Source organism: Dongia sp. agr-C8, from assembly GCF_054658695.1.
Genome location: NZ_BAAGHZ010000001.1, coordinates 535,683 through 557,194 on the forward strand (window position 1 = coordinate 535,683; position 21,512 = coordinate 557,194).

Genomic DNA, 21,512 nt, shown 5'->3' on the forward strand with positions numbered 1-21,512 from the left:
CGCGCCCCGCGACTTTCACTTTGCATAGACAGTGCATGTACGAAACGAGGGATCGCCTTCGCCGGCTCGGCGCATTGCTGCACCTGCAACACAGACCCGACGCAGACAGGAGAAAATTTGCGCCGACCCACGCGCCGCGCGGCAACCCGGACCCAACCCGGACAGAATTGAGATTCGGCGGCGCCGTCCGCTCTCACCTGCATAGACAGTGCATGTACGAAACGCGGGATCGCCTTCGCCGGCTCGGCGCATTGCTGCAGCTGCAACACAGACCCGACGCAGACAGGAGAAAATTTCTGCCGACCCCTGCGCCGCGCGGCAACCCGGACCCAACCCGGACAGAATTGAGATTCGGCGGCGCGTCCGCTTGCGGGAAACATCTGCATCGTCAACAGCTTGCCGCGGTTTGCCGCCCGCCGGAACGCCCAACCCATCCGGGTCGACCGGGATGCGCCGCCGCGGCCGGCGTCTGCGTTACGCCTTCTCCACCCGCTTCACCACGAAGCGGTTGATCAGCAGCGAAAGCAGGCTGAAGCCGGCCATCACGCCGATCATCGGCAGGGCGGTGTCGTCGAACTTGGTCAGCCAGGAGAGCAGGCCGGAGCTCAGGGCGGCCAGCACGAATTGCAGCACGCCCAGCATCGCCGAGGCCGCACCCGCATTGGCGGCGAAGGGGCCCATGGCGAGGCCGGTGGTGTTCGGGATCACGAAGCCCATGGTCGCGATCCAGACGAAGAGCGGCAGCAGGATGCCGAACAGCCCGCCGATCCCGGCGAGGACGTCGATCACGAAGACCGCGGCGGCGGCGATCTGGATCAGCAGGGCGGTCAGCAGCACGCGCTCCGGCGAGCTGCGCCGCTGCGCCACGACATTGATTTGGGAGGCGACGATGAAGCCGACCGCGTTGATGCCGAAGACCGCGCTGAAATAATAGTCGGGATAGCCGTAGACATTGACGATCACGAAGGGCAGGCCGGCGATATAGGCGAAGGTCCCCGCCATCATCGTGCCGCCGGTCAGCGCATAGCCGACGAAGTTGCGATGGGTGAACAGCCGCCAATAGCCGACGATGACGGATTCGAGACGCAGCGGCCGCACATGCTCAGGTCTCAGCGATTCCGGCATGCGGACGAAGATCAGGACCATGGAAAGGATGCCGATCGCGGTCAGCAGCCAGAAGATCTCGCGCCAGCCGAACCAGACCAGCACGCCGCTGCCGATCATCGGCGCCAGGATCGGGCCGACGCCGAACACCAGCAGCACCCGGGAATAGACCCGGATCGCATCGGCGCCGGAGAAGAGGTCGCGCACCATGGCGCGCGCCACCACCGTGCCGGCGCAGCCGCCGGCCGATTGCAGGAAGCGCAGCGCGATCAGGGTCTCGATGTTGGGCGCCAGCGCGCAGCCGATCGAGGCGGCGATGTAGATCGCCAGGCCGAAATAGAGCGGCGGCTTGCGTCCGAAGCGGTCGGCGATCGGGCCGTAGAAGGCCTGGCCGATGGCAAAGCCGGCGAAGTAGGTGGGGAGCGTCAGCTGCGCCTGCGCGTCGGTGGCGCCGAGGCTGGCGGCGATGAAGGGCAAGGCCGGCAGATACATGTCGATCGCCAGCGGGGCGATCAGACTGAGCACGGCAAGGATGAGGACGAGCTCGGCGTGGCGCAGCCGCGCTTTCTGGGCAGGATCGGACATGCGGGTGATCTTAGGCGGCCGGGAGTGGTTTCCGATGCCAGTTTATTGCAGACCCGACCATACTTTCGATGCTGGTCTCGGCCGCGCGCCAGCCGAGTTCGCGTTCCGCCTTGGCCGGCGAGGCGTAGAGCTGCGGTGCGTCGCCCTCGCGGCGGGGCTCTTCCTTGACCGGCACCGGCTTGCCCGCCAGCTTGCCGACCGCGGCCAGCACCTCGCGCACCGAGACGCCGATCCCCGTGCCGAGATTGAAGGCATGCGCCCCGGACCGGGTCTCGAGCAGCGCCAGGGCTTTCAAATGCGCCGCGGCCAGGTCCTCGACATGGATATAGTCGCGCAGGCAAGTGCCGTCCGGCGTCGGATAGTCGGTGCCGAACAGCGAGAGCGGCCCGCCTGCGCCGAGCGCCGCCTTGATCGCCAGCGGGATCAGGTGCGATTCCGGCTCATGCGCCTCGCCGACCTCGCCGTCCTTGTCGGCGCCGCAGGCGTTGAAGTAGCGCAGCATGACGACGTCGATCTCGCCGGCAGCGGCGAGGTCGGCGAACAGGTTCTCGGCCGCAAGCTTGGTCCGGCCGTAGACGTTGACCGGCAGCCGCGACGCGTCCTCCTCGATCGGCATTCGCTCCGGCATGCCGTAGACCGCGCAGGTCGAGGAGAAGACCAGCTTGCGCAAGCCGCATTGCCGCATGGCATGGCTGAGCGAGAGTGCGCCGTTGACGTTGACGTCGTAATAGTCGAAGGGCTGCTTGGCCGAGGCGCCGACCAGCGACAGCGCCGCGAAATGCAGCACCGCGGTTGCGCGATAGCGCCGCAGCACGGTCTCGACCCGGAAGCCGTCGCGCACGTCGCCTTCCTCCAGCGGCCCCCATTTCACCGCCCAGCGGTGGCCGGTCGCGAGGTTGTCGAAGGCGACCGGCAGGAAGCCGGCGCGGTCGAGCGCCTTGCAGACATGGCTGCCGACATAGCCGGCACCGCCGGTGACCAGGACGGCCGGTTTCGTCATGCGGTCCTGCCGAGGCTGGAATAATGGAAGCCCGCGGCCTGCATCTCGGCCGGGCGGTAGATGTTGCGCAGGTCGATGAACACCGGCGCTTTGAGGAGCGCCTTCACCCGGTCGAGGTCGAGGCTGCGGTAGCTGTTCCACTCGGTCAGGATCACCAGCGCGTCGGCGCCGTCGATCGCCTCATAGGGGTCGTTGCGGTAGTCGAGGTCGGGCAGCTGCTTCTTCGCCTCCGCCATGCCCTCGGGATCATGGGCGCGGATCTGGATGCCGCGCTGCTGCAGCAAAGGCAGGATGGTGACGCTGGCCGCCTCGCGCATGTCGTCGGTGTTCGGCTTGAAGGTGAGGCCGAGCACCGCCACGGTCTTGCCTTCCGGCTTCTCGCCGAGCGCCGCGACGATCCGCTCGGCCATCCGGGTCTTGCGTTCCTCGTTGAAGTCGAGCGTCGCCTCGATCAGCGAGAGCGGGGCGCCGGCCTCGCGCGCGGTCTGAATGAGGGCGCGGGTGTCCTTGGGGAAGCAGGAGCCGCCGAAGCCGGGCGAGGGATGCAGGAACTTGCCGCCGATCCGGCCGTCCAGCCCGATGCCGCGCGCGACGTCATGCACGTCGGCGCCGACCTGCTCGCAGAGATCGGCGATCTGGTTGATGAAGGTGATCTTCATCGCCAGGAAGGCGTTGGCGGAATATTTGATGAGCTCGGCCGTCTCCAGCCGGGTGAAGACGATCGGCGTGTCGATCAGGAACAGCGGGCGGTAGATCTGCCGCATGATCTCCTTGGCGCGCTCGCCGTCGGTGCCGATCACCACGCGGTCCGGCCGCATGAAGTCGTTGATCGCCGCGCCCTCGCGCAGGAACTCCGGGTTGGAGGCGACGTCGAACTCGGCCTTCGGGTTGGTCTCGCGGACGATCTTCTCGACCTGCCGCCCGGTGCCGACCGGCACCGTCGACTTGGTGACGATGACCGCATAGTCCTGGAGGTGCTCGGCGATCTGCTTCGCCGCGCTGTAGACATAGGTCATGTCGGCATGGCCGTCGCCGCGCCGGCTCGGCGTGCCGACCGCGATGAAGATCGCCTGGGCGCCGGCGATCGCGGCGATCTCGGTGGAGAAGCTGAGCCGTTTCGCCGCGGCGTTGCGCTCCACCAGGTCGTTGAGGCCGGGCTCGTAGATCGGGATCTCGCCCTGCTTCAGCCGCGCGATCTTGCCGGCATCCAGGTCGATGCAGACCACCTGGTGGCCGAACTCGGAAAGGCAGGCGCCGGACACCAGGCCGACATATCCGCTACCAATGACGGCAATCTTCATAGTATTGAGATCTTTCGAAAATCCGCGGTATCGCGGGCGCAGGCGCCGCATGCTATCGGGTGGCCGCCGCCCGGATCAAGCGTCGTTTTTCGCGGGTGCAGCAAAGTTCCGACCGCTCCAAACGCCGGGGATCGGTTATAGTTGCAGGCCGGCCCCGGCGCGGCGTGAAGATGAGGTCGAGATGAACGATTTGGCGAGGGAAGCGGGGCATTCTTACGACCGCGCCAAGGGCTTCCTGCCGCCGGTCGAGCTCGCCCCGGGCGATCGCTTCCCCAATTTCGTGCTGCCCGACCAGAGCGGCGCCGCGCGCGCCTTCCTCGAGCGCGCCAAGGGCAACCGCATGCTGATCGTCGGCGACAGCGACGATGCCGGGCTGAAGGCCTTGGCGCAGGCCGGCCTGACTGAGCTCGGCTTCGATTGTCTGGCTCTGGTCGCCGAAGCGCCGGAGGCGGCCGCGCGGCGGGCCCAGGGGCTCGGCATCGGCTTTCCCCTGCTGGGCGATTCGGCCGGCAAGATCCGCGAGGCCTTGCGCAAGATGCTGGGCTTCGGCCCGCGCGGCAGCTTCGCGGTGCTGCTCGATCCGAACCAGCGCGTCACCGCCGCGCTGGTCGATCTCGATGGCGCCGCCCTGGTCGGCGCCGCGATCGCGCGCGCCCGCGCGACGCCGCCGGCGCCCGCTGCCGGGCAATATCTCCAAGGTGTGGCGCCGGTCCTCATCGTGCCCGACGTGCTGACGCCGGAGCAGTGCCGCGCGCTGATCGACCGCTGGGAGACCCTCGGCAGCGAGGAAGGCGAGGTCGCGTCCATCGTGAAGGGCGAGGAGAAGCGCCGGGTCCACAAGGACATCAAGTCGCGCCGCGACCACCGCATCATGGACGAGACCGTGCTGCAGGAGCTGAATGCGCTGGTCGGCCGGCGCATCAGCCCGGAGCTCAGCAAGGCCTTCGGCTTCACCCGGTTCCGCTTCGATCGCTTCGTCGTCACCTGCTACGATGCCGAGCGCGGCGACTACTTCCGCCGCCATCGCGACAACCAGACGCCGGGTACCGCCGACCGGCGCTTTGCGCTGACGCTGAACCTCAACACCGGAGAATACGAGGGCGGCGGCCTCACCTTTCCGGAATATGGCCCGCATCGCTACGATCCGCCGGCGGGCGGCGCGATCCTGTTCTCCTGCTCGCTGCTGCACGAGGCCCTGCCGATCACCAAAGGGCGGCGTTTCACCCTGCTGAATTTTCTGCGAAGCTGAACGCCCGCTATCCGTTTTCCGGTGGGGGCCGGAGCGATGACAGACGAGACCATATCGCCGATCACCTGGATGGACGTGCTGGAGACCGGCGTTGCGGAGCTAGACGCGCAGCACCGCGGACTGATCAACCAATGCAACCTCCTGATCGCGCGGATGCAGGGCAGCGGTCCCTGGGCCGAGGTCGTGGCGGTCGCGCGCGAGTTGGCGCTGAGCTGCCACGCGCATTTCCGCACCGAGGAAGCGCTGCTCGATCAGCACGATTTCCCACGGCTCGACCGGCACAAGGCGCAGCACCGCGAGTTGGAGCGCCGTTTCAACGAGCTGGTCGGATTCCTGTCCGGTGTCGATGGCTCGAGCGACGCGCACCGCAGGGCGGCGCTGACGGTGCGCGGCACCCTGATCGATATTCTTTTCCGGCACGACCTCGATTACAAATCGCACCTGCAACACGCGACCGGCCGCTGAGGCGGATTGGCGGCGCCCCGCCGCCGCTCTAGACTCCCGGCAACGAGAACAGGGAGTGGATCATGGCCGACTTGGAAACCGCCCCGGCGCCGGCGCCGGGGCGCAGCCGCGGCGGACGGCAATCGCGACAGGCGCAGCGCGGCGGCGCGCGGGCGCAGCCGATCATCGCCGGCATCGACCGGCAGATCCCGACCTTCGACCTGCTGGGCGAGGAAGGCCTGCTGCGGATCGAGGCCGGGATCGACACCATCCTGAAGGAAGTCGGCATCGACTTCCGCGGTGACGACCGTTGCCTGGAGCTCTGGCGCGATGCCGGCGCCGACGTGCAGGGCGAGCGGGTGCGCTTCGAGCCCGGCCTGGTGCGCGGCATCATCGCCCGCACCGCGCCGAAGCGCTTCACCCATCATGCGCGCAACCCGGCGCGCTCGGTCGAGATCGGCGAGACGCATCTCGTCTTCTCGCCGGCCTATGGCTCGCCCTTCGTCCATGATCTCGAGAACGGCCGGCGCTATGGCGCGCTCGAGGATTTCCGCAACTTCGTGAAGCTCGCCTATATGTCGCCCTGGCTGCACCATTCCGGCGGCACGGTCTGCGAGCCCACCGACCTGCCGGTCAACAAACGGCATCTCGACATGGTCTACAGCCATCTCAAATATTCCGACAAGCCCTTCATGGGCGGCGTCACCGCGGAGGAGCGCGCCGAGGATTCGATCGAGCTCGCCCGCATCGCCTTCGGCACCGACTTCGTCGACAAGAACTGCGTCATCATGGGGAATATCAACGCCAATTCCCCGCTGGTCTATGACGGCACGATGTCGAGGGCCTTGCGCGCCTATGCCCGCGCCAACCAATGCGCGGTGGTGGTGCCCTTCATCCTCGGGGGCGCCATGGGCCCGGTGACCAATGCCGGCGCCATCGCCCAATCAATGGCCGAGGCCATGGTCGGCGTGGCGCTGACCCAGCTCGAGCGCCCGGGCGCCCCGGTCGTGCTCGGCAATTTCCTGAGCTCGACCTCGCTGAAATCCGGCTCGCCCACCTTCGGCACCCCGGAGCCGGCCCTGGGCTCGCTGGTGGTCGGGCAGCTCACGCGCCGGCTCGGCGTGCCGCTGCGCTGCTCCGGGGCCTTCACCGCCTCGAAGGCGGCGGACGCCCAGGCGATGCAGGAGAGCGCGGTCTCGATGCTGGCCGCGATCCAATGCGGCGCGCATTTCATCCTGCATTCCGCCGGCTGGCTCGAAGGCGGCCTGGTCATGTCCTATGAGAAGTTCGTGATGGACGCCGATTTCTGCGCCGCCATGCATACCTATCTCCGCGGACTGCCGGTCGATGACAATGCGCTGGCGCTCGACGCCTTCCGTGAGGTGGGTCCGGGCAAGCATTTCTTCGGCTGCCAGCACACCTTGAAGAACTACGAGACCGCGTTCTGGGATTCCGCCATCGCCGACAACAATTCCTTCGAGCAATGGCGCGACGCCGGCGAGAAGACCGCGACCCAGCGCGCGAGCGAGAAATGCAAGGCCATGCTACGGAGCTACGAGGCGCCGCCGATCGACCCGGCGGTGGACGAGGCGCTGCAGGACTTCATCGCCCGCAAGAAGGCCGCGGTCGGCGACATGTGGCACTGACCTCTCGATGGACCGTATCGAGGCGATGAAAGTGTTCATCGCGGCGTTGGACGAGGGCAGCCTCGCCGGCGCGGGGCGGCGGCTCGGCCGCTCGCCGGCCGCGGTCAGCCGCGCGATCGCCTATCTCGAGAACCACGTCGGCGCCGAGCTGCTGCACCGCACGACCCGGACGTTGAAACTGAGCGAGATCGGCCAGGGCTATGCCGAAGCCTGCCGCCGCGTGCTCACCGAGCTCGAGACCGCCGATCTCGCCGCGGCGGGCGAGCATGCGGCGCCGACGGGCACGCTCACCATCACCGCGCCGCCGATCGGCGGCGAGGAAGTGCTGCGCCCGGTGATCGATGCCTTCCTCGAGGCGTATCCGGCGCTCTCAGTCCACCTGGTGCTGCTGAACCGCGCCGCCAATCTGGTCGAGGAGGGGATAGACATCGCGCTGCGCATCCTCGATCTGCCGGATTCCAGCCTGGTGGCGGTGCGGATCGGCGGTGACGTGAAGCAGGTGGTGGTCGCATCGCCACGCTATCTCGCGCAGCATCCGCGCATCGACGCGCCGGCCGATCTCGCCAAGCATCGCATCATCACCACCGGCGACGAGGGCCGCGACCGCTGGGTGTTCCCGCCGGCCAAGGGCAGCACGGTGCCGCGTGCCGTGCATTTCAAGCCGCGGCTGATCGTCAACAGCGTGCGCGGCGCGCTGGGCGCGGCGGTGGCCGGGGTCGGCGTCACCCGGCTCCTGACCTACCACGTGGCCGAGCGGGTCAAGGACGGCTCGTTGAAGCTGATCCTGCGTAACGCCGAGCCGCCGGCCCGGCCGGTCCACCTGGTCATGCCGGAGGGCCGCCAGTCGGTGCCGAAGGTCCGGGCCTTCCTCGACTTCGCCGCACCCCGCTTGAAGGCTGAATTTGCGCGGCTTTCCGCCGAAGCGCTGGCTCTGAAGCGCTGATCCATTATTCCGTTTATCGGCAGAGTGCCTGCCGCCGGTCGCCAATTCTGCCGCGCGGCGGAATGCGCAAATCTCTCCCCATCGGCCGGCGCAATCCCGCAGCCCGCCCAAACCAGGAGAGAAACCATGAGCAACGAGAAGAAGGTGGCCATCATCACCGGGGCTTCGCAGGGCATCGGTGCCGGCCTGGTGAAGGCCTATCGCGACCGCGGCTATCGCGTGGTGGCGACCTCGCGCTCGATCAAGCCGACCAATGACAACGATGTGGTCGCGGTCGCCGGCGACATCGCCGATCCCAAGACCGCCAAGGAAGTCGTCGATACCGCCATCGCGCGCTTCGGCCGGCTCGACACCCTGGTCAACAATGCCGGCGTCTTCATCGGCAAGCCGTTCACCGAATACACGGCGGAAGACTTCAACGCCAAAATCGCGACCAACGTCGCCGGCTTTTTCCACATCACCCAGCGCGCCGCCACTGAGATGCTGAAGCAGGGTTCGGGCCATATCGTCAGCATCACCACCAGCCTGACCGATCAGGCATCTTCCAAGGTGCCGACAGCGCTCGCCAACCTGACCAAGGGCGGCATCAACTCCGCGACCAAGGCTTTGGCGATCGAATACGCCACCAAGGGCGTGCGCGTGAACGCGGTCTCGCCCGGGATCATCAAGACCCCGATGCATGCGCCGGAGACGCACGCTTTCCTCGACGACCTGCATCCGATGAAGCACATGGGCGAGGTGAAGGACATCACCGACGCGGTCCTCTATCTGGAATCCGCCGCCTTCGTCACCGGCGAGATCCTGCATGTCGATGGCGGCCAGAGCGCCGGCAACTGAGCGTGAGATAAAGGAGAGCGCGCCATGCCGATCGTCAACATCCAGGTCACCCGCGAAAGCCCGACGCCGGGCGAGAGATCGGTGACCGCCGAGGAGAAGGCCAAGCTCATCGCCGGCGTCAGCCAGCTCCTGCTCGACGTGCTGAACAAGCCGCTGGACTCCACCTTCGTCGTGATCGAAGAGGTCGAGCTGGAGAACTGGGGCTGGGGCGGATTGCCGGTCCCGGAGTATCGCAAGCGGCGCGCCAAAGGCAGGAGTTAGCGCATCAACCCGGGAGCCGTTGAAGGGCGGCTCTCGGCATTTTAAGTGAGAGTTCAATGTCGCGATTACCCGTCCGCACAGAATGGCATCCCACCTTGGCCGGCCTCTCGGGAAGTCTCGTCGGCATCGGCCTCGCGCGCTTCGCCTATACGCCGTTGCTGCCGGCGATCATCGCGGCCGGATGGTTCAATCCGGCGAATGCCGCCTATCTCGGCGCGGCCAACCTCGCCGGCTATCTGGCGGGTGCCTTGCTGGGCGGCACGCTCGCCGCGCGTACCTCGACTGTCGCGACCTTGCGGGCGATGATGGTCCTCGCGACGCTCGCCTTCTTTGCCGTCGCCTGGCCGCTCGACTTCGCCTGGTTTTTTGGCTGGCGCTTTGCCTCGGGTTTTGCCGGTGGTGGAATCATGGTATTGGGCGCGACCTCGATCCTGCCGCATGTGTCGCCGTCGCGCCGCGGCCTGGTCAGTGGTGCGATCTTCATGGGCGTCGGCCTCGGCATTGCGGCGTCGGGCACCTTGGTACCACTACTGCTGCGCCAGGGACTGACCGAAACCTGGACCGGCCTCGGCGTGGTCTCGGCAGTCCTCACCGCGCTCTCCTGGAACGGCTGGCCGAAGCGTGCCGCGCCGGTGGCCGAGCAACACTACGGACACCGGCCGCACCCCAGCTTGACCTTGCGCGCACTCTATCTTGAATACGCACTGAATGCGGTTGGCTTGGTGCCGCATATGATCTTTCTCGTGGACTACGTCGCGCGCGGACGGGGCGAAGGTCTGGAAACCGGCGCCTTCTATTGGGTGCTGTTCGGCCTTGGCGCGATCGTCGGGCCGCTGTCGGGCGGCTTCGTCGCCGACCGTATCGGCTTCCGCTTGGCGCTGCGTCTTGCCTTCGTGCTCCAGGCGCTTGCGGTGGTCGTACCCGTGTTCGGGCCGAGCGAGATCGCGTTGATGCTGTCGAGCCTGGTGGTCGGCGCCTTCACGCCGGGTATTGTCGCGATCGTGCTGGGCCGCATCCACGAACTGCTGACGCATGCGCCGGCACAGCAGAAGGTCGCATGGAGCAAGGCCACCACCGCCTTCGCCGTGCTGCAAGCCGTCGCGGCCTACGGCATGTCCTATGTCTTCGCGCGGACCGGCGGGCACTATGAAACCCTGTTCGCGATCGCCACGGGCGCTCTGATTTTGGCACTGCTGATCGATCTTATCGCCGCGCGGCGCTAAGTCTTACTTCGCAACCACCCCCGGGACGCCGCTCGCCAGCATCATCGCCCTGGCCTTCTCGCGATAAAGCGGGCGCACGTCGCGGGTCGGCGGTCGACAGCGGCTGGAATCCAGGCCAATGAGCTCCATGCAGAGCTTGTCGAGATAGCCGTCGCCGCTGGTGAAGCCTTTCTCGATCTCGACCCAGAGGTGATAGAAAGGCATCGCCTCCTGGACCATCATGCGCTGCACCTCGCCGTAGTCCTGCGCGTCCAGGCGGTCGAGCAGCTTGATGCCCCATTCCGGCCAGTAGTTGCACAAGTGCACCTCAAAGGCGCGCCCCCCCATCATATGGCTCATGGTGAAGAGCAGGTTGTTGTCGATGATGGTGAGCTTCTCGGCGAAATGCGAGACCGCGCTCTCGAACTCCATCGCGTCGGTGCGCGGCGTCGCCCATTTCAGGCCGACGACATTCGGGATCTCGGAAAGCTTGTCCACCATGCCGAAGGAGATGCCGGCGCTGGTCCAGAAGGTGTTGTAGACGATGATGCCGATATCGGCGGCCTCGGCCGCGGCGACCACGTATTCATAGAAGTCGCCCTCGGTATGGGCGAAGTAGAAGGGGCAGGAGACCTGGATGAAGCTGCAGCCGGCTTCCTGCGCGGTCCTGGCAAGGCGCTGCAGCTCGCGGGTGCTCGTTGTCTGCGCGCCCATCGCCACTGGCACGCGGCCATCGGCTTCGGCAACCACGGCTTCGGCCACCAGCTTGCGTTCGTCGAAGCTCATGGTCGAGAAGTCGCCGGCGGCGCCCCCGGCCAGCAGCACTGCGTTCTGCGCGTTGATGCCGCGCGACAGCAGGAATTGCACATGGCGGCGGATGGCGCGGGTATCCACCTCAAGGTCCGGATCGCGGAACATGGTGGGCACGGTGATGTAGCAGCCTTCCAGGCTCTTCTTCAGCTTCTCACGATCCATGATGCCGCCGGGGTTCGAGCGTTGATCGCTCTACTATCCGGCGCTGGCGCGGATTTATTTGACGATGCGCGACAAGGAATTGACGCGGGCGGCCTTCCACATTCAGTCACCCGCGGACTTGATCCGCGGGTCTTTTTTCCGACAGCACCAGACCCGCGGGTCAAGCCCGCAGGTGACGGTTTTTGATGATGTCCGCCGCCTTCTCCGCCGCCATGATCACCGCGGCGTTGATGTTGCCGGTCGGGAGATCCGGCAGGACCGAGGCATCGACCACCCGGAGCGCCTCGACGCCGCGCAGTCTGAGCGCGGTATCGACCACCGCCATGGGGTCGCTGTCGGCGCCCATCTTGCAGGTGCCGAGCGGGTGATGGACGGTGATCGAGGTCTTCCTGATATGCTCGTCGATCGCCGCGTCCGAGCTCTTGTCGCTGCCGGGGAAGAACTCCCTTGCAATGAACGGCGCCATCGACTTCTGCGCGGCCACGTCCCGGGCCAGCTTCACGCCGGCGCGCATCGCCTTCCAATCCGCATCGGTAGAGAGGAAGCGCTGCAGGATCCGGGGATGCGCCTCGGGATCGGTCGAGCGCAAGCTGACCTGGCCGCGGCTTTCCGGATGCAGCATGACGATGCGACAGGCGAAGCCGTCGGCGAACGGCTGCTTGAACGGCTTCATATAGGGCCAGGCGCCCAAGGGTGCCGCGGTCAGCAGGAACTGGATGTCCGGCAGCTTCAGGTCGTCGCGGCTCTTGAGAAACGCGGTGATGCCGCCCGGCACATCCGATGCGAAGCCCTTGCCGAAGAGATAGGCCTTGCCGAGCTCGCGGGCGATGCGGTCAAAGCGCATCATGTTGAAGAACGGACTCTTCTCCTTGCGGTGATACATCAGGATCGTCGAAACATGATCCTGCAGGTTCTTGCCGACGCCGGGCAAAGCCACCCTCACCGGAATATCGTGCGCCTTGAGCTCCGCCGGATCGCCGATGCCGGAGAGATTGAGGATCTGCGGCGTGTTGATGACGCCGCCGGCCAGGATCACCTCGCGCTCGGCCCGCGCCTTGTGCACGACGCCGTGCTGCCGGTATTCGATTCCGACCGCACGCTTGCCTTCCATCAGCACCTGCAGCGCCAGCGCATTCACCTGGATCTCGACGCCGCCGCGCTTCATCGCCGGCCGCAGATAGGCGTTGGCGGTGCTGGCGCGCTTGCCGTTCTTGATGGTCATCTGCAGGCGGCCGAAGCCGTCTTGCTGCGCGCCATTATAGTCGTCGGTCCAGGCATGGCCTGCGGCCTTGCCGGCCTCGGCGAAGGCGCCCAAGAGTGGGTCCTCGTAATGGCAGAACTGGGTGCCGAGCGGGCCCTCCCCGCCGCGATAGGCATCGCCGCCGCCTTCCCAGCTTTCCTGCTTCTTGAAATAGGGCAGGATTTCGTCAAAGGACCAGCCCTTGGCGCCATCCGCCGCCCAGCGGTCGTAGTCGCCGCGATTGCCGCGCACATAGGCCATGGCGTTGGTGGAGGAACAGCCGCCGACCACCTTGCCGCGGGCGCATTCGACCGCGCGGCCGCCGACGCTCTCCTCGGGCTCGCAGAAATAGCCCCAGTCGTGCAGCCGGTTGACCAGGATCTTGCCCCAGCCCAAGGGAATGTGGATCCAGGGGTCGCGGTCCCAATCGCCGGCTTCGAGGAGAAGGACAGTGACGTCCTTCTCCTCGGTGAGGCGATGGGCCAGGACGCAGCCGGCCGAACCGGCGCCGACGATCACGTAGTCGTAGCTCTTCTCGTTCTGCATCGGCGTGATCGTCCCCCGGTCTGCGCTAAAGCCTACTGCTTGAGAAAATCGTCGGTGAAGACATCCTTGGTCTCGACCGGCGCTTTCAGCAAGCCCTGTTGCTTCAACACGTCCAGGGTCTGCTGCCAGCGCGCCTCGGTCATGGTGCCGAGACCATTCGCCTTGGTCTCGTCGCTGTTGAAGGTGGAGGCGATGTCGGCTTCGAGCTGCTCGACCAGGACATCCTGCTTGCTGGCATATTCCGGCACCGCCTTGGCGATCGTGGCGGCGGCCGCCTTCGGATCGGCGATCACATCCTGGAAGGCATGCAGATAGGCGGCCATGAAGCGCTTGGCGAGATCCGGCTTCTCCTGGACGATCTTCTCCGAGGTGAAGACACCCGAGCCATAGACCGGCCAGCCATAGTCGGCGCCGAGCAGGATCGAGAGCGAGCCCTTGCCGCCGGCCTTGGCCTCGAGCTCCGGCACCTCGGCGTCGATATAGCCCGGCACCGCATCGACCTTGCCCAGCAGCAGGTAGTTCTCATAGGGCGGCGAGACCGTGCTCTTGGTGACGTCGGCCTCGCTCATGCCGTTGGCGGCGAGCAAGGCCTTGAAGAAGACATAGGTCGAGCCGGCCGGGTGGATGCCGATGTTCCAGCCCTTGAGGTCGGTCACCTTGGTGAGCGGCTTCTTTTTCGCAAGCGAGATCATGGCCAGCGGGCTGTGCTGGTTCACCGCGGCGATCGCGACCACCGGCAGGCCTTGCGAGCGCGAGACCGCGAGCGTCGGCAGGTCGCCGAAGCCGAAATCCGCGTTGCCGTTCGCGACCAGCCTCAAGGCGTCGGGCGTGCCGGTGCCCTTGCGGATCGCGGTGACGTTGATGCCGTTCTCCTTGAAATAGCCCTTCTCCTGCGCCACGAAGAACATCGCGTGGTTGCCGCGCGGGACCCAGTCGAGCTGCACGCTCACCTCGTCTTCCGCCATCGCTTGGGATCCGGCGAATAGTGCCGCCAGGGAGAGAAGACCGCCGGAAATCAGGCCACGAAACTGCATCATCGCCTCCTTACGCATGTTGTTGTGTTCAGTGCTGGTGAGCCGGGTCGAATTTCGGCGCCCAGGGCGTCACCGCACGCTCCAGGAGCTCGATCAGGTAATAGAAAACGACGCCGACCACCGAGATCACAATCAAGGCCGCGAAGACCAGCGGCGTGTCGAGCTGGGTGGAGGCGAACTGGATCATGTAGCCGAGGCCGGCCGAGGCGCCGGCGAACTCGCCGACGATGGCACCGATCACGCTCAAGGTGATCGCGATCTTCATGCCGGCCATCAGATGCGGCAGCGCGTTCGGGATCCGCACCCGAAACAGGATGTCGTTGTCCTTGGCGCCGACGGAGCGCATCAGCGCGATTAGTCCCGGCTCGACCGACTGCAGCCCCGCCAGCATGTCGAGGGTCACCGGGAAGAAGGCGATGACCACGATCAGGATCACCTTGGGCGAGAGGTCATAGCCGAACCAGAGGATGAAGATCGGCGCCAGTGCCACCTTGGGTACCGTCTGGAACAGCACGATGATCGGGTAGAGCGCGCGCCCGAGCAGGCCGAAGCGCACGATCAGCATCGCCAGCGCGGCGCCGACCAGGGTCGCCAGGATGAAGCCGACCAGCACCTCCTTGGCCGTGACCAGCGTGGCTTCGGCGAGCAGGCTTGCGTTCTGCGCCAGCGACAGCGCGATGGCCGAGGGCGCCGGCACGACGAAGACCTCGACCTGGAATAGGTGGATCGCCCCTTCCCAGGCCGCGAGCAGGATGATGCCGAGGATGAGGCTGGGCGCGACGTCGAGAATGCGGAATTGCGACGGCCTCTGCATCAGGCGGCGCCCCGGTTGGCGGCGCGGCGGGGCGCCTGGCTGTGGCCATGGCTCGCCAGCAGATGCTCGCGCAACACCGCCTCGGTCTCGCGGAAGCGCACATCCTCGAAGCTGCGCGCATCACGGGGATAAGGCAGGGGAACGGTCACCCGCTCGATGATCCGCGCCGGCCTGGCGCCCATCACATGCACGTCGCTGCAGAGCAGCACCGCCTCGTCGATCGAATGGGTGACCAGCACGACGGTCTTCTGCGTCCGCTCCCAGATCTCGAGCAGCAGGTAGCTCATCTCCTCGCGGGTGATCGCGTCCAGCGCCCCGAACGGCTCGTCCAGCAGCAGGATCTCCGGCGACAGCGTGAGCGCGCGGGCGATCGCCACCCGCTGCTTCATCCCGCCCGAAAGCTGGCGCGGCAGCTTGTCTTCGGCTCCCGCCAACCCGACCAAGCGGAGATTCTCTTGCGCCCGCGCGCGGATCTCGGCGCGACCAAGCTCGGGTGCCGCCAGCGAAAGCAGGAAGCCGGCATTGTCGAGCGCGGATTTCCAGGGCAGCAAGGTCGCATCCTGCAGCACCATGCCGACCTGGCGGCGGCGCGCAGCTTCGGCCGGCGTGGTGCCGCCGACCCTGATGGTTCCGCCGGTCGGCGCGACCAATCCGGCGATGGCTTTCAACAAGGTGCTCTTGCCGCAGCCCGAGGGCCCAATCAGCGACACGATGGCCCCGCGCGGGACCTTCAGGGTGACGTGTTCGATGACATTGGTTCCGCCCGGGAAGGCGGTGGAACCGGGATAGCCGAGGGCCAGGCCTTCGGCGGAAATCAGGATGTCCGTTGCTCGTTGCTCAGCAACCACGCCACTCACCAACCCTGGGGATGCGGCCTTGGTCGGCTCGATGGTTCAAGCCTGGCCGACTATTGGTTCGGCGACTTGCTGCGCCTTATGACGGAAGCTGTAACATGCGAACCAATAGCCCGCAAGTTGGCGCGGCGCGCGGCGGCGCCGAATCCGGCGAATGGTGCGCTATTGCTGCACGGTCGCGGCGGGGAAGGCGTGCTCGTAGATATAGCGCTGCACGTCGGAGAGATGGCGCTGCATCAGGCTCTCGGCTTTCTCGCCCTGGCGCGCGGCGATCGCCGCCGAAATCTCCTGGTGGAAATCGGCGTAGACCGACTGGCGCTTGAAGCAATGCGCGTTCTCGCCGAGCCGCCGCCAGCCGGAATCGCGTTGGCTGGCATGCAGGGTGTCGAACACCGCGAGAAAGAGCGCGTTTCGCGCGACCTCGGCGATGGTGCGGTGGAAGCGCATGTCGGCTTCCTCGTAATGCACCGAATCCGGCGCGGCGCGGGTCTCGCCGGCGATCGCGACCAGCTTGTCGATCTCGGCCTGGGAGGCGCGGAAAGCCGCCAGCCGCGCCATCACCGGCTCGATTGCGAGCCGCACCTCGATCACTTCCAGCGGGTTGGTGTGGTCCAGGATGTTGGCGAAGGCCGGGTTGGAGCGGAGATCGATGCCGGCCCCGCGGATCGCGGAGCCCACCGCGCGCACCAGCGCCGGGCCGGACTCCTTGCCGACGTCGCCCGCGTGACCGTTAGCGCCGTTGATGAAAGTGCCGCGACCCTGGTGCCGCGATATCCGGCCTTCGCGCTCGAGTACTTCAAGCGCGCGGCGCAAGGAGCGGCGGCCGACGCCGAGCTCGCTGGCCAGCGAGCGTTCCGGCGGCATGCGGCCGCCGGTGCTGAACTCGGCGCTGGCAATCAATTGCCGGAGCTTGGTGAGCGTGTGGTCGGTGCGCTCCATGGCGTATCCCTTGCTGTCCGCAAGCTGCGGTCGGTGAAACCATTCGTGGCACGAACGATACCATGATCTTCCAGCGGCAACAATCCACCGCACCAATCACCCGCGCGAATGGACTCTCGTTGACGGTGACGGTGAGAAATGGTTACGATCGCTGCCAAGGAATTGCGCACCAATCGGCGATTGGTTCGCGACAAGAATGGCGTCAAGGGTGGGCGGCAATGCAATCGAGCAAGGCGAAAGAGCACAATCTCCAGGCCGCGTTGGACCAGCTGCACGCGGATGTCTATGCCAGCAACATGGCGCCCTATTGGGTGGTCGACCGGACCAAGCTCCATGACGAAGACACCCAGGTCATGGACAAGCGCAAGGCGATCCCGTTCCTGTGGACCTATAAGGACCAGATTGAACCGCTGCTGCACCGCTCGGCCGAATTGATCACGACCGAGACCTCGGAGCGCCGTTCATTGGTTCTGGTCAACCCGGGCCTGGCGCCGAGCCGCGCCACCACCACCACCATGTACGTCGCCTACCGGCTGAACGATCCGCGCGAGATCATGCCGCCGCACCGGCATTCGCCGAACGCGATCCGCCTCGGCCTCACCGGAAAGTCGAACTTCACCGGCGTCGAGGGCGAGAACATCACCTTCGGCCCGGGGGATCTCGTCCTCACGCCGCACGACACCTGGCATAACCACGGCAACCGGGGCGACGACAACGCGATCAACCTCTCGGTCCTCGACCTGCCGCTCGTGGAAGCCCTTAACTCGATGTATTTCGAGCACGACTACACCGAGGAAGAAGAGGGCGTGAAGATCAAGAAGAAGATGCAGTCGCAGCGCTTCCCGGACGATTACTCGCAGCAGGTCTACGGCTCGGGCGGCTTGCTGCCGCGCTTCGTCTCGCATCACCGCGGCGCCGGCACGGCTTCGCCGATGTATGTCTATCGCTACGACATGATGCGCGAGGCGCTGGAGCGCTTCAAGGATTGGGACGGCGATCCCCATGAAGCGATCATGATCGAGTATGTCGACCCGACGACCGGCCAGGGCATCTTCAAGACCATCACCTTCTTCATGCAGATGCTGCGGCCGGGCGAGAAGACTCTGCCGCTGAAGCAGAGCGCCAGCCTGGTGGTCTCGCCCTTCGAGGGCAGCGGCCACTCGATGGTCGGCTCGAAGAAGATCGAGTGGAACCCCTTCGACACTTTCGTGGTGCCGGGCGGCTATTGGGCCGAGCATGTGAACACGTCGGACAAGCCGGCAATCCTGTTCGTCGCCAGCGACGAACCCACGCTGAAGGCGCTCTCCTTCTACCAGAAGCACGGCAAGAACAAACAAGGCGACATCGTAAAGCTCGCCTAGAAGAGATCATGGCAAAAGCGAAGAATACCAAGCTGCTCGCCAATTTCGACTGCCCGGGCGGCGGTCAGGTCTGGGTCGAGGGAAACTATCTTTTCGTCGGCCACATGCGGCAGCCGACCGGCACTACCATTGTCGACATCTCGGACCCGCGGAAACCGAAGACCGTGGCCAAAGTCGAGGTGCCGGAAGGCTGGCATTCGCACAAGGTGCGCGTCGCCAACGGCATCATGATCGTCAACCACGAGAAGCAGGGCCCGGCCGGCGATCTCGGCTTCGGCGGGGGCTTGGGCATCTACGATGTCTCGAATCCCGCGGCGCCGAAGCACATCACCAACTGGCGCACCCATGGCAAAGGCGTGCACCGTTTCGACTTCGACGGCCGCTACGCCTATATTTCGCCGACCGCCGAAGGCTATGTCGGCAATATCGCGATGATCCTCGACTTGAAGGACCCGGCGAATCCGCAGGAAGTCGGGCGCTGGTGGATCCCCGGCCAGTGGACCGCGGGCGGCGAGGAATATCCCTGGGAGAACTGGACGCCCCCGCGCTGCCATCACCCGATGCGCCGCGGCGACCGGCTCTATGTCTCCTATTGGCACCACGGCTATTACATCCTCGACATCGAGGACATGTCGAAGCCGAAGCTGATCGCCGGCGGCAACACTTCGCCGGCCTTTCCGCACCCGACCCATACCTGCCTACCGATCCCGGAGCCCCTGAAGGGCCGCAAGATCATGGTGGTGGCGGACGAGGACGTGGCGAAGCTCTGGCCGGCCGCGCCGGCCTTCACCTGGATCTACGACATCACCAACGAGCATTGCCCGATCCCAATCGCGACCTGGCAGGTCGAGGGCCTGGACAAGGACGGCACGCCGCAGCCACCGATGATGGGCTGCCATCAGCCCTCCGAGCGGTTCAAGGGGACCATCATCCCCTTCGCCTGGTTCGCCCAGGGCCTGCGCATCCTCGACATCGCCGATCCCTTCGCGCCGAAGGAGATCGCCTTCTACGAGCCGGACGCGCCGCAAGGCCATGAATTGTCTTCATCCAATGATGTGACTATCGACGACCGCGGAATCTGCTATCTGATAGACCGGCAACGCGGCGTCGATATCATCGAGACGTCAGTGCTCTAGAAAGATTGTCGGGGGACATTTTGGCCAGCAACATCACACCGATCGGCAAGAAGAACCCGAACCTGCCGTTCCATCCGGCGGTCCGCGCCGGCGACTTCATCTATGTCTCGGGCCAGGTTGCCAAGGACGAGAAGGGCAACATGTGCGTCGGCAATATCGAGGACGAGACGCGCTGGACCCTGGAGGCCATCAAGCGCATCCTCGCTTTGGAAGGCGCCGACCTCTCGGACGTGGTGAAGATCACCACCTATCTCGAGGATGCCCGCGACTTCGGCCGCTACAACGGGGTGTTCAAGGAGTATTTCCCGGAGGGGAACGTGTCGCGCACGACCGTGGAGGCGCGCGCCGTGATCAGCTGCAAGATCGAGATGGATGCCGTCGCCTACAAACCGAAAGCTTAACCAATAACGGCGGCGCAAAACGCCGCCTCAAAGATCGCCCAGGGAGAGACCTATGTTGAGAGTTCTTGGCCGCGCCACTTCCGGCAACGTGCAGAAGGTCCTGTTCTATCTCGAGGAGACCGGCACGCCCTATTCGCGCGAGGATTATGGCCGCCAGTTCAACAACACCGGCGGCGACTACCTGAAGCTCAATCCGAACGGCAAGGTGCCGACCCTGGTCGACGGCGACGCGGTGATCTGGGAGTCGCACACCATCCTGCGCTACCTCGCGTCCAAGGGGGGCAAGACCGATCTCTACCCGACCGACCTGGTGGCGCGGACCCAGGTCGAGCGCTGGATGGACTGGCTGCTGGCCTCGGTAAACTACCAGTATGTCCAGGTGTTCAAGGATTCGAAGAAGGCCGAGAACGAGCGCGCGCCGACCTTCGCGGCGGACGCCAAGGAACTCGGCGCCCAGCTCGCGATACTCGACCAGGCGATCGCCGGCAAGAATTTCGTGACTGGCAACAGCCTGACCCTGGCCGACATCGCCATGGGCCCGGTGTTGCACCGCTGCCTCGATTTCCCGATCGAGCTCCCGACGCTGGCCAATCTCCGCGCCTGGCGCGACCGGCTGAAGGAGAAGGCCTCCTTCAAAAAGGCGACGGCGGGCTGATCCAGCGATGAGCAAAGCCGCCGTCATCGGTCTCGGCACCATGGGCCCCGGCATCGCCGCGACCCTGGCGCGCGCCGGCTACGAGGTCCGGGCTTTCGACGCCGATGCCGGCCAGCGCACCAAGGCCAAGGCCGGTTTCGACATCGCGACCACGGTGCTGGGCGCGCTCGGCGTGCCCGAGCAGCCGCAGGGCTCCATCACCGTCGCCGAGACCCTGACCGAAGCGGTCTCCGGCGCCGACCTAGCCATCGAGAACGTCTCGGAGAAGCTCGACGTCAAGATTGCGGTGTTCCGCGAAATCGAAGCCGCGGTCGCCAAGGATTGCATCATCGCCTCCGACACCTCGGGCATCCCGATCACCAAGATCCAGGAAGGTGTGTCGACGCCGGCGCGCGTGATCGGCATGCACTGGTCGAACCCGCCGCACATCATCCCGATGATCGAGGTGATCCCCGGCGCCCAGACCGATCCGAAGATCACCGCCGCGATGACCGCGATCGTCAAGCGGATCGGCCATCTGCCGGTGCTGATCAAGAAGGACGTGCCGGGCTTCGTCGAGAACCGCGTGCTCTATTCGATCATGCGCGAATGCGTCGATCTGGTGGAGCAGGGCGTGATCGAGCCGGAGGCGCTGGACACCTGCGTCTCCTGGGGCATCGGCTACAAGCTGGCGGTGGTGGGGCCGATGGCGCTCTTGGACATGGCCGGGCTCGACATCTACCAGGCGGTCAGCAGCTACTTGAACAAGGAACTCTGCACCCGCAGCGACACCGCCGGCTATGTCACCGAGAAGACCAGCCAAGGCAAGCTCGGCATGAAGACTGGCGGCGGCATCTTCGACTACACCCCGGAAAAGATCGATGCGCTCCGCGCCGACCGCGCGAAGAAGCTGGTCGCGGTCCGCAAGGCTTTGGGGGTTTAAGGGAGACATGGAGATCGCGCCACCATGACGAGGGCTGCGCGGCGCGGATAACGGGCGAGACCA

At 65.8% G+C, this 21,512-nt stretch carries 21 protein-coding genes; 12 read left to right on the forward strand and 9 right to left on the reverse strand.

What is annotated here, in order from left to right; all coding sequences use genetic code 11:
- Positions 1-474 precede the first annotated feature (474 nt).
- Genes ACYQ4T_RS02395 through ACYQ4T_RS02405 form a run of 3 tightly spaced genes read right to left on the reverse strand, consistent with a single transcriptional unit; the run spans position 475 to position 3,990 of the window.
- Positions 475-1,689 carry a Bcr/CflA family multidrug efflux MFS transporter gene (locus ACYQ4T_RS02395; RefSeq protein ID WP_459850507.1) on the reverse strand — a complete coding sequence of 405 codons (1,215 nt, stop codon included), beginning with the start codon at positions 1,687-1,689 and terminating at the stop codon, positions 475-477.
- Between the two features lie 10 nt (positions 1,690-1,699).
- Entirely contained in the window at positions 1,700-2,689 is a 990-nt protein-coding gene (gene galE, locus ACYQ4T_RS02400) for a UDP-glucose 4-epimerase GalE (protein WP_459850509.1), read from the reverse strand.
- Positions 2,686-3,990 (reverse strand): UDP-glucose dehydrogenase family protein, encoded by a 1,305-nt coding sequence (locus ACYQ4T_RS02405; RefSeq protein ID WP_459850511.1) that lies wholly within the window; start codon positions 3,988-3,990, stop codon positions 2,686-2,688. Before ACYQ4T_RS02405 ends, galE begins: the two co-directional genes overlap by 4 nt.
- Before the next feature lie 181 nt (positions 3,991-4,171).
- On the opposite strand from ACYQ4T_RS02405, the gene ACYQ4T_RS02410 reads away from it, so the two are divergent.
- The 7 genes from ACYQ4T_RS02410 to ACYQ4T_RS02440 all read left to right on the forward strand — a co-directional run bounded on the left by ACYQ4T_RS02410 (position 4,172) and on the right by ACYQ4T_RS02440 (position 10,593).
- Positions 4,172-5,239: a 2OG-Fe(II) oxygenase gene (locus ACYQ4T_RS02410; protein WP_459850512.1), complete on the forward strand. Its 1,068-nt coding sequence runs from the start codon at positions 4,172-4,174 to the stop codon at positions 5,237-5,239.
- Positions 5,240-5,275: 36 nt separating this feature from the next.
- Complete coding sequence (locus ACYQ4T_RS02415; protein WP_459850513.1) at positions 5,276-5,704, forward strand: bacteriohemerythrin; 429 nt, start codon at positions 5,276-5,278, stop codon at positions 5,702-5,704.
- 62 nt (positions 5,705-5,766) lie between these two features.
- Positions 5,767-7,329 (forward strand): trimethylamine methyltransferase family protein, encoded by a 1,563-nt coding sequence (locus tag ACYQ4T_RS02420; protein WP_459850515.1) that lies wholly within the window; start codon positions 5,767-5,769, stop codon positions 7,327-7,329.
- A 7-nt stretch (positions 7,330-7,336) separates the two neighbouring features.
- The gene (locus ACYQ4T_RS02425; protein ID WP_459850517.1) at positions 7,337-8,272 is read left to right on the forward strand and encodes a LysR family transcriptional regulator; all 936 of its coding nucleotides are present in this window, start codon (positions 7,337-7,339) and stop codon (positions 8,270-8,272) included.
- A 126-nt stretch (positions 8,273-8,398) separates the two neighbouring features.
- Positions 8,399-9,109, forward strand: a complete 711-nt coding sequence (locus tag ACYQ4T_RS02430; protein WP_459850518.1) for an SDR family NAD(P)-dependent oxidoreductase — start codon at positions 8,399-8,401, stop codon at positions 9,107-9,109.
- 24 nt (positions 9,110-9,133) lie between these two features.
- A complete protein-coding gene (locus ACYQ4T_RS02435; protein ID WP_459850520.1) occupies positions 9,134-9,370 on the forward strand; it encodes a tautomerase family protein in 237 nt (78 codons plus the stop codon).
- Positions 9,371-9,426: 56 nt separating this feature from the next.
- Positions 9,427-10,593, forward strand: coding sequence for a YbfB/YjiJ family MFS transporter (locus ACYQ4T_RS02440; RefSeq protein ID WP_459850521.1), 1,167 nt, complete (start codon positions 9,427-9,429; stop codon positions 10,591-10,593).
- Positions 10,594-10,596: 3 nt separating this feature from the next.
- On the opposite strand, the gene ACYQ4T_RS02445 is transcribed toward ACYQ4T_RS02440, so the two are convergent.
- From ACYQ4T_RS02445 to ACYQ4T_RS02470, 6 genes are all read right to left on the reverse strand, one after another.
- Positions 10,597-11,547, reverse strand: coding sequence for a dihydrodipicolinate synthase family protein (locus ACYQ4T_RS02445; RefSeq protein ID WP_459850523.1), 951 nt, complete (start codon positions 11,545-11,547; stop codon positions 10,597-10,599).
- 160 nt (positions 11,548-11,707) lie between these two features.
- Complete coding sequence (locus tag ACYQ4T_RS02450; RefSeq protein WP_459850525.1) at positions 11,708-13,333, reverse strand: GMC family oxidoreductase; 1,626 nt, start codon at positions 13,331-13,333, stop codon at positions 11,708-11,710.
- Positions 13,334-13,365: 32 nt separating this feature from the next.
- Positions 13,366-14,370, reverse strand: a complete 1,005-nt coding sequence (locus ACYQ4T_RS02455) for an ABC transporter substrate-binding protein (RefSeq protein ID WP_459850527.1) — start codon at positions 14,368-14,370, stop codon at positions 13,366-13,368.
- Positions 14,371-14,395: 25 nt separating this feature from the next.
- Positions 14,396-15,181 (reverse strand): ABC transporter permease, encoded by a 786-nt coding sequence (locus ACYQ4T_RS02460; protein WP_459850529.1) that lies wholly within the window; start codon positions 15,179-15,181, stop codon positions 14,396-14,398.
- On the reverse strand, positions 15,181-16,029 hold the full coding sequence (locus ACYQ4T_RS02465; RefSeq protein WP_459850531.1) for an ABC transporter ATP-binding protein: 849 nt from the start codon (positions 16,027-16,029) through the stop codon (positions 15,181-15,183). Before ACYQ4T_RS02465 ends, ACYQ4T_RS02460 begins: the two co-directional genes overlap by 1 nt.
- Before the next feature lie 168 nt (positions 16,030-16,197).
- Positions 16,198-16,974: a FadR/GntR family transcriptional regulator gene (locus tag ACYQ4T_RS02470; protein ID WP_459850532.1), complete on the reverse strand. Its 777-nt coding sequence runs from the start codon at positions 16,972-16,974 to the stop codon at positions 16,198-16,200.
- A gap of 218 nt (positions 16,975-17,192) precedes the next feature.
- Here ACYQ4T_RS02470 and ACYQ4T_RS02475 point away from each other — a divergent pair, with 218 nt between their 5' ends.
- The 5 genes from ACYQ4T_RS02475 to ACYQ4T_RS02495 are packed head-to-tail and all read left to right on the forward strand — an operon-like array spanning position 17,193 to position 21,449.
- The gene (locus tag ACYQ4T_RS02475; protein ID WP_459850534.1) at positions 17,193-18,335 is read left to right on the forward strand and encodes a cupin domain-containing protein; all 1,143 of its coding nucleotides are present in this window, start codon (positions 17,193-17,195) and stop codon (positions 18,333-18,335) included.
- Positions 18,336-18,343: 8 nt separating this feature from the next.
- The gene (locus ACYQ4T_RS02480; protein WP_459850535.1) at positions 18,344-19,471 is read left to right on the forward strand and encodes an LVIVD repeat-containing protein; all 1,128 of its coding nucleotides are present in this window, start codon (positions 18,344-18,346) and stop codon (positions 19,469-19,471) included.
- Positions 19,472-19,491: 20 nt separating this feature from the next.
- Entirely contained in the window at positions 19,492-19,872 is a 381-nt protein-coding gene (locus tag ACYQ4T_RS02485; protein WP_459850537.1) for a RidA family protein, read from the forward strand.
- A gap of 52 nt (positions 19,873-19,924) precedes the next feature.
- Positions 19,925-20,527 (forward strand): glutathione S-transferase family protein, encoded by a 603-nt coding sequence (locus tag ACYQ4T_RS02490; protein ID WP_459850539.1) that lies wholly within the window; start codon positions 19,925-19,927, stop codon positions 20,525-20,527.
- Positions 20,528-20,534: 7 nt separating this feature from the next.
- The gene (locus ACYQ4T_RS02495; RefSeq protein WP_459850541.1) at positions 20,535-21,449 is read left to right on the forward strand and encodes a 3-hydroxyacyl-CoA dehydrogenase NAD-binding domain-containing protein; all 915 of its coding nucleotides are present in this window, start codon (positions 20,535-20,537) and stop codon (positions 21,447-21,449) included.
- Positions 21,450-21,512 lie beyond the last annotated feature (63 nt).

Coding starts and splice junctions, on each gene's coding strand:
- ACYQ4T_RS02395 (WP_459850507.1), bottom strand. CDS start 1,689: ATGTCCGATCCTGCCCAGAAAGCGCGGCTGCGCCACGCCGAGCTCGTC.
- galE (WP_459850509.1), bottom strand. CDS start 2,689: ATGACGAAACCGGCCGTCCTGGTCACCGGCGGTGCCGGCTATGTCGGC.
- ACYQ4T_RS02405 (WP_459850511.1), bottom strand. CDS start 3,990: ATGAAGATTGCCGTCATTGGTAGCGGATATGTCGGCCTGGTGTCCGGC.
- ACYQ4T_RS02410 (WP_459850512.1), top strand. CDS start 4,172: ATGAACGATTTGGCGAGGGAAGCGGGGCATTCTTACGACCGCGCCAAG.
- ACYQ4T_RS02415 (WP_459850513.1), top strand. CDS start 5,276: ATGACAGACGAGACCATATCGCCGATCACCTGGATGGACGTGCTGGAG.
- ACYQ4T_RS02420 (WP_459850515.1), top strand. CDS start 5,767: ATGGCCGACTTGGAAACCGCCCCGGCGCCGGCGCCGGGGCGCAGCCGC.
- ACYQ4T_RS02425 (WP_459850517.1), top strand. CDS start 7,337: ATGGACCGTATCGAGGCGATGAAAGTGTTCATCGCGGCGTTGGACGAG.
- ACYQ4T_RS02430 (WP_459850518.1), top strand. CDS start 8,399: ATGAGCAACGAGAAGAAGGTGGCCATCATCACCGGGGCTTCGCAGGGC.
- ACYQ4T_RS02435 (WP_459850520.1), top strand. CDS start 9,134: ATGCCGATCGTCAACATCCAGGTCACCCGCGAAAGCCCGACGCCGGGC.
- ACYQ4T_RS02440 (WP_459850521.1), top strand. CDS start 9,427: ATGTCGCGATTACCCGTCCGCACAGAATGGCATCCCACCTTGGCCGGC.
- ACYQ4T_RS02445 (WP_459850523.1), bottom strand. CDS start 11,547: ATGGATCGTGAGAAGCTGAAGAAGAGCCTGGAAGGCTGCTACATCACC.
- ACYQ4T_RS02450 (WP_459850525.1), bottom strand. CDS start 13,333: ATGCAGAACGAGAAGAGCTACGACTACGTGATCGTCGGCGCCGGTTCG.
- ACYQ4T_RS02455 (WP_459850527.1), bottom strand. CDS start 14,370: ATGATGCAGTTTCGTGGCCTGATTTCCGGCGGTCTTCTCTCCCTGGCG.
- ACYQ4T_RS02460 (WP_459850529.1), bottom strand. CDS start 15,181: ATGCAGAGGCCGTCGCAATTCCGCATTCTCGACGTCGCGCCCAGCCTC.
- ACYQ4T_RS02470 (WP_459850532.1), bottom strand. CDS start 16,974: ATGGAGCGCACCGACCACACGCTCACCAAGCTCCGGCAATTGATTGCC.
- ACYQ4T_RS02475 (WP_459850534.1), top strand. CDS start 17,193: ATGCAATCGAGCAAGGCGAAAGAGCACAATCTCCAGGCCGCGTTGGAC.
- ACYQ4T_RS02480 (WP_459850535.1), top strand. CDS start 18,344: ATGGCAAAAGCGAAGAATACCAAGCTGCTCGCCAATTTCGACTGCCCG.
- ACYQ4T_RS02490 (WP_459850539.1), top strand. CDS start 19,925: ATGTTGAGAGTTCTTGGCCGCGCCACTTCCGGCAACGTGCAGAAGGTC.
- ACYQ4T_RS02495 (WP_459850541.1), top strand. CDS start 20,535: ATGAGCAAAGCCGCCGTCATCGGTCTCGGCACCATGGGCCCCGGCATC.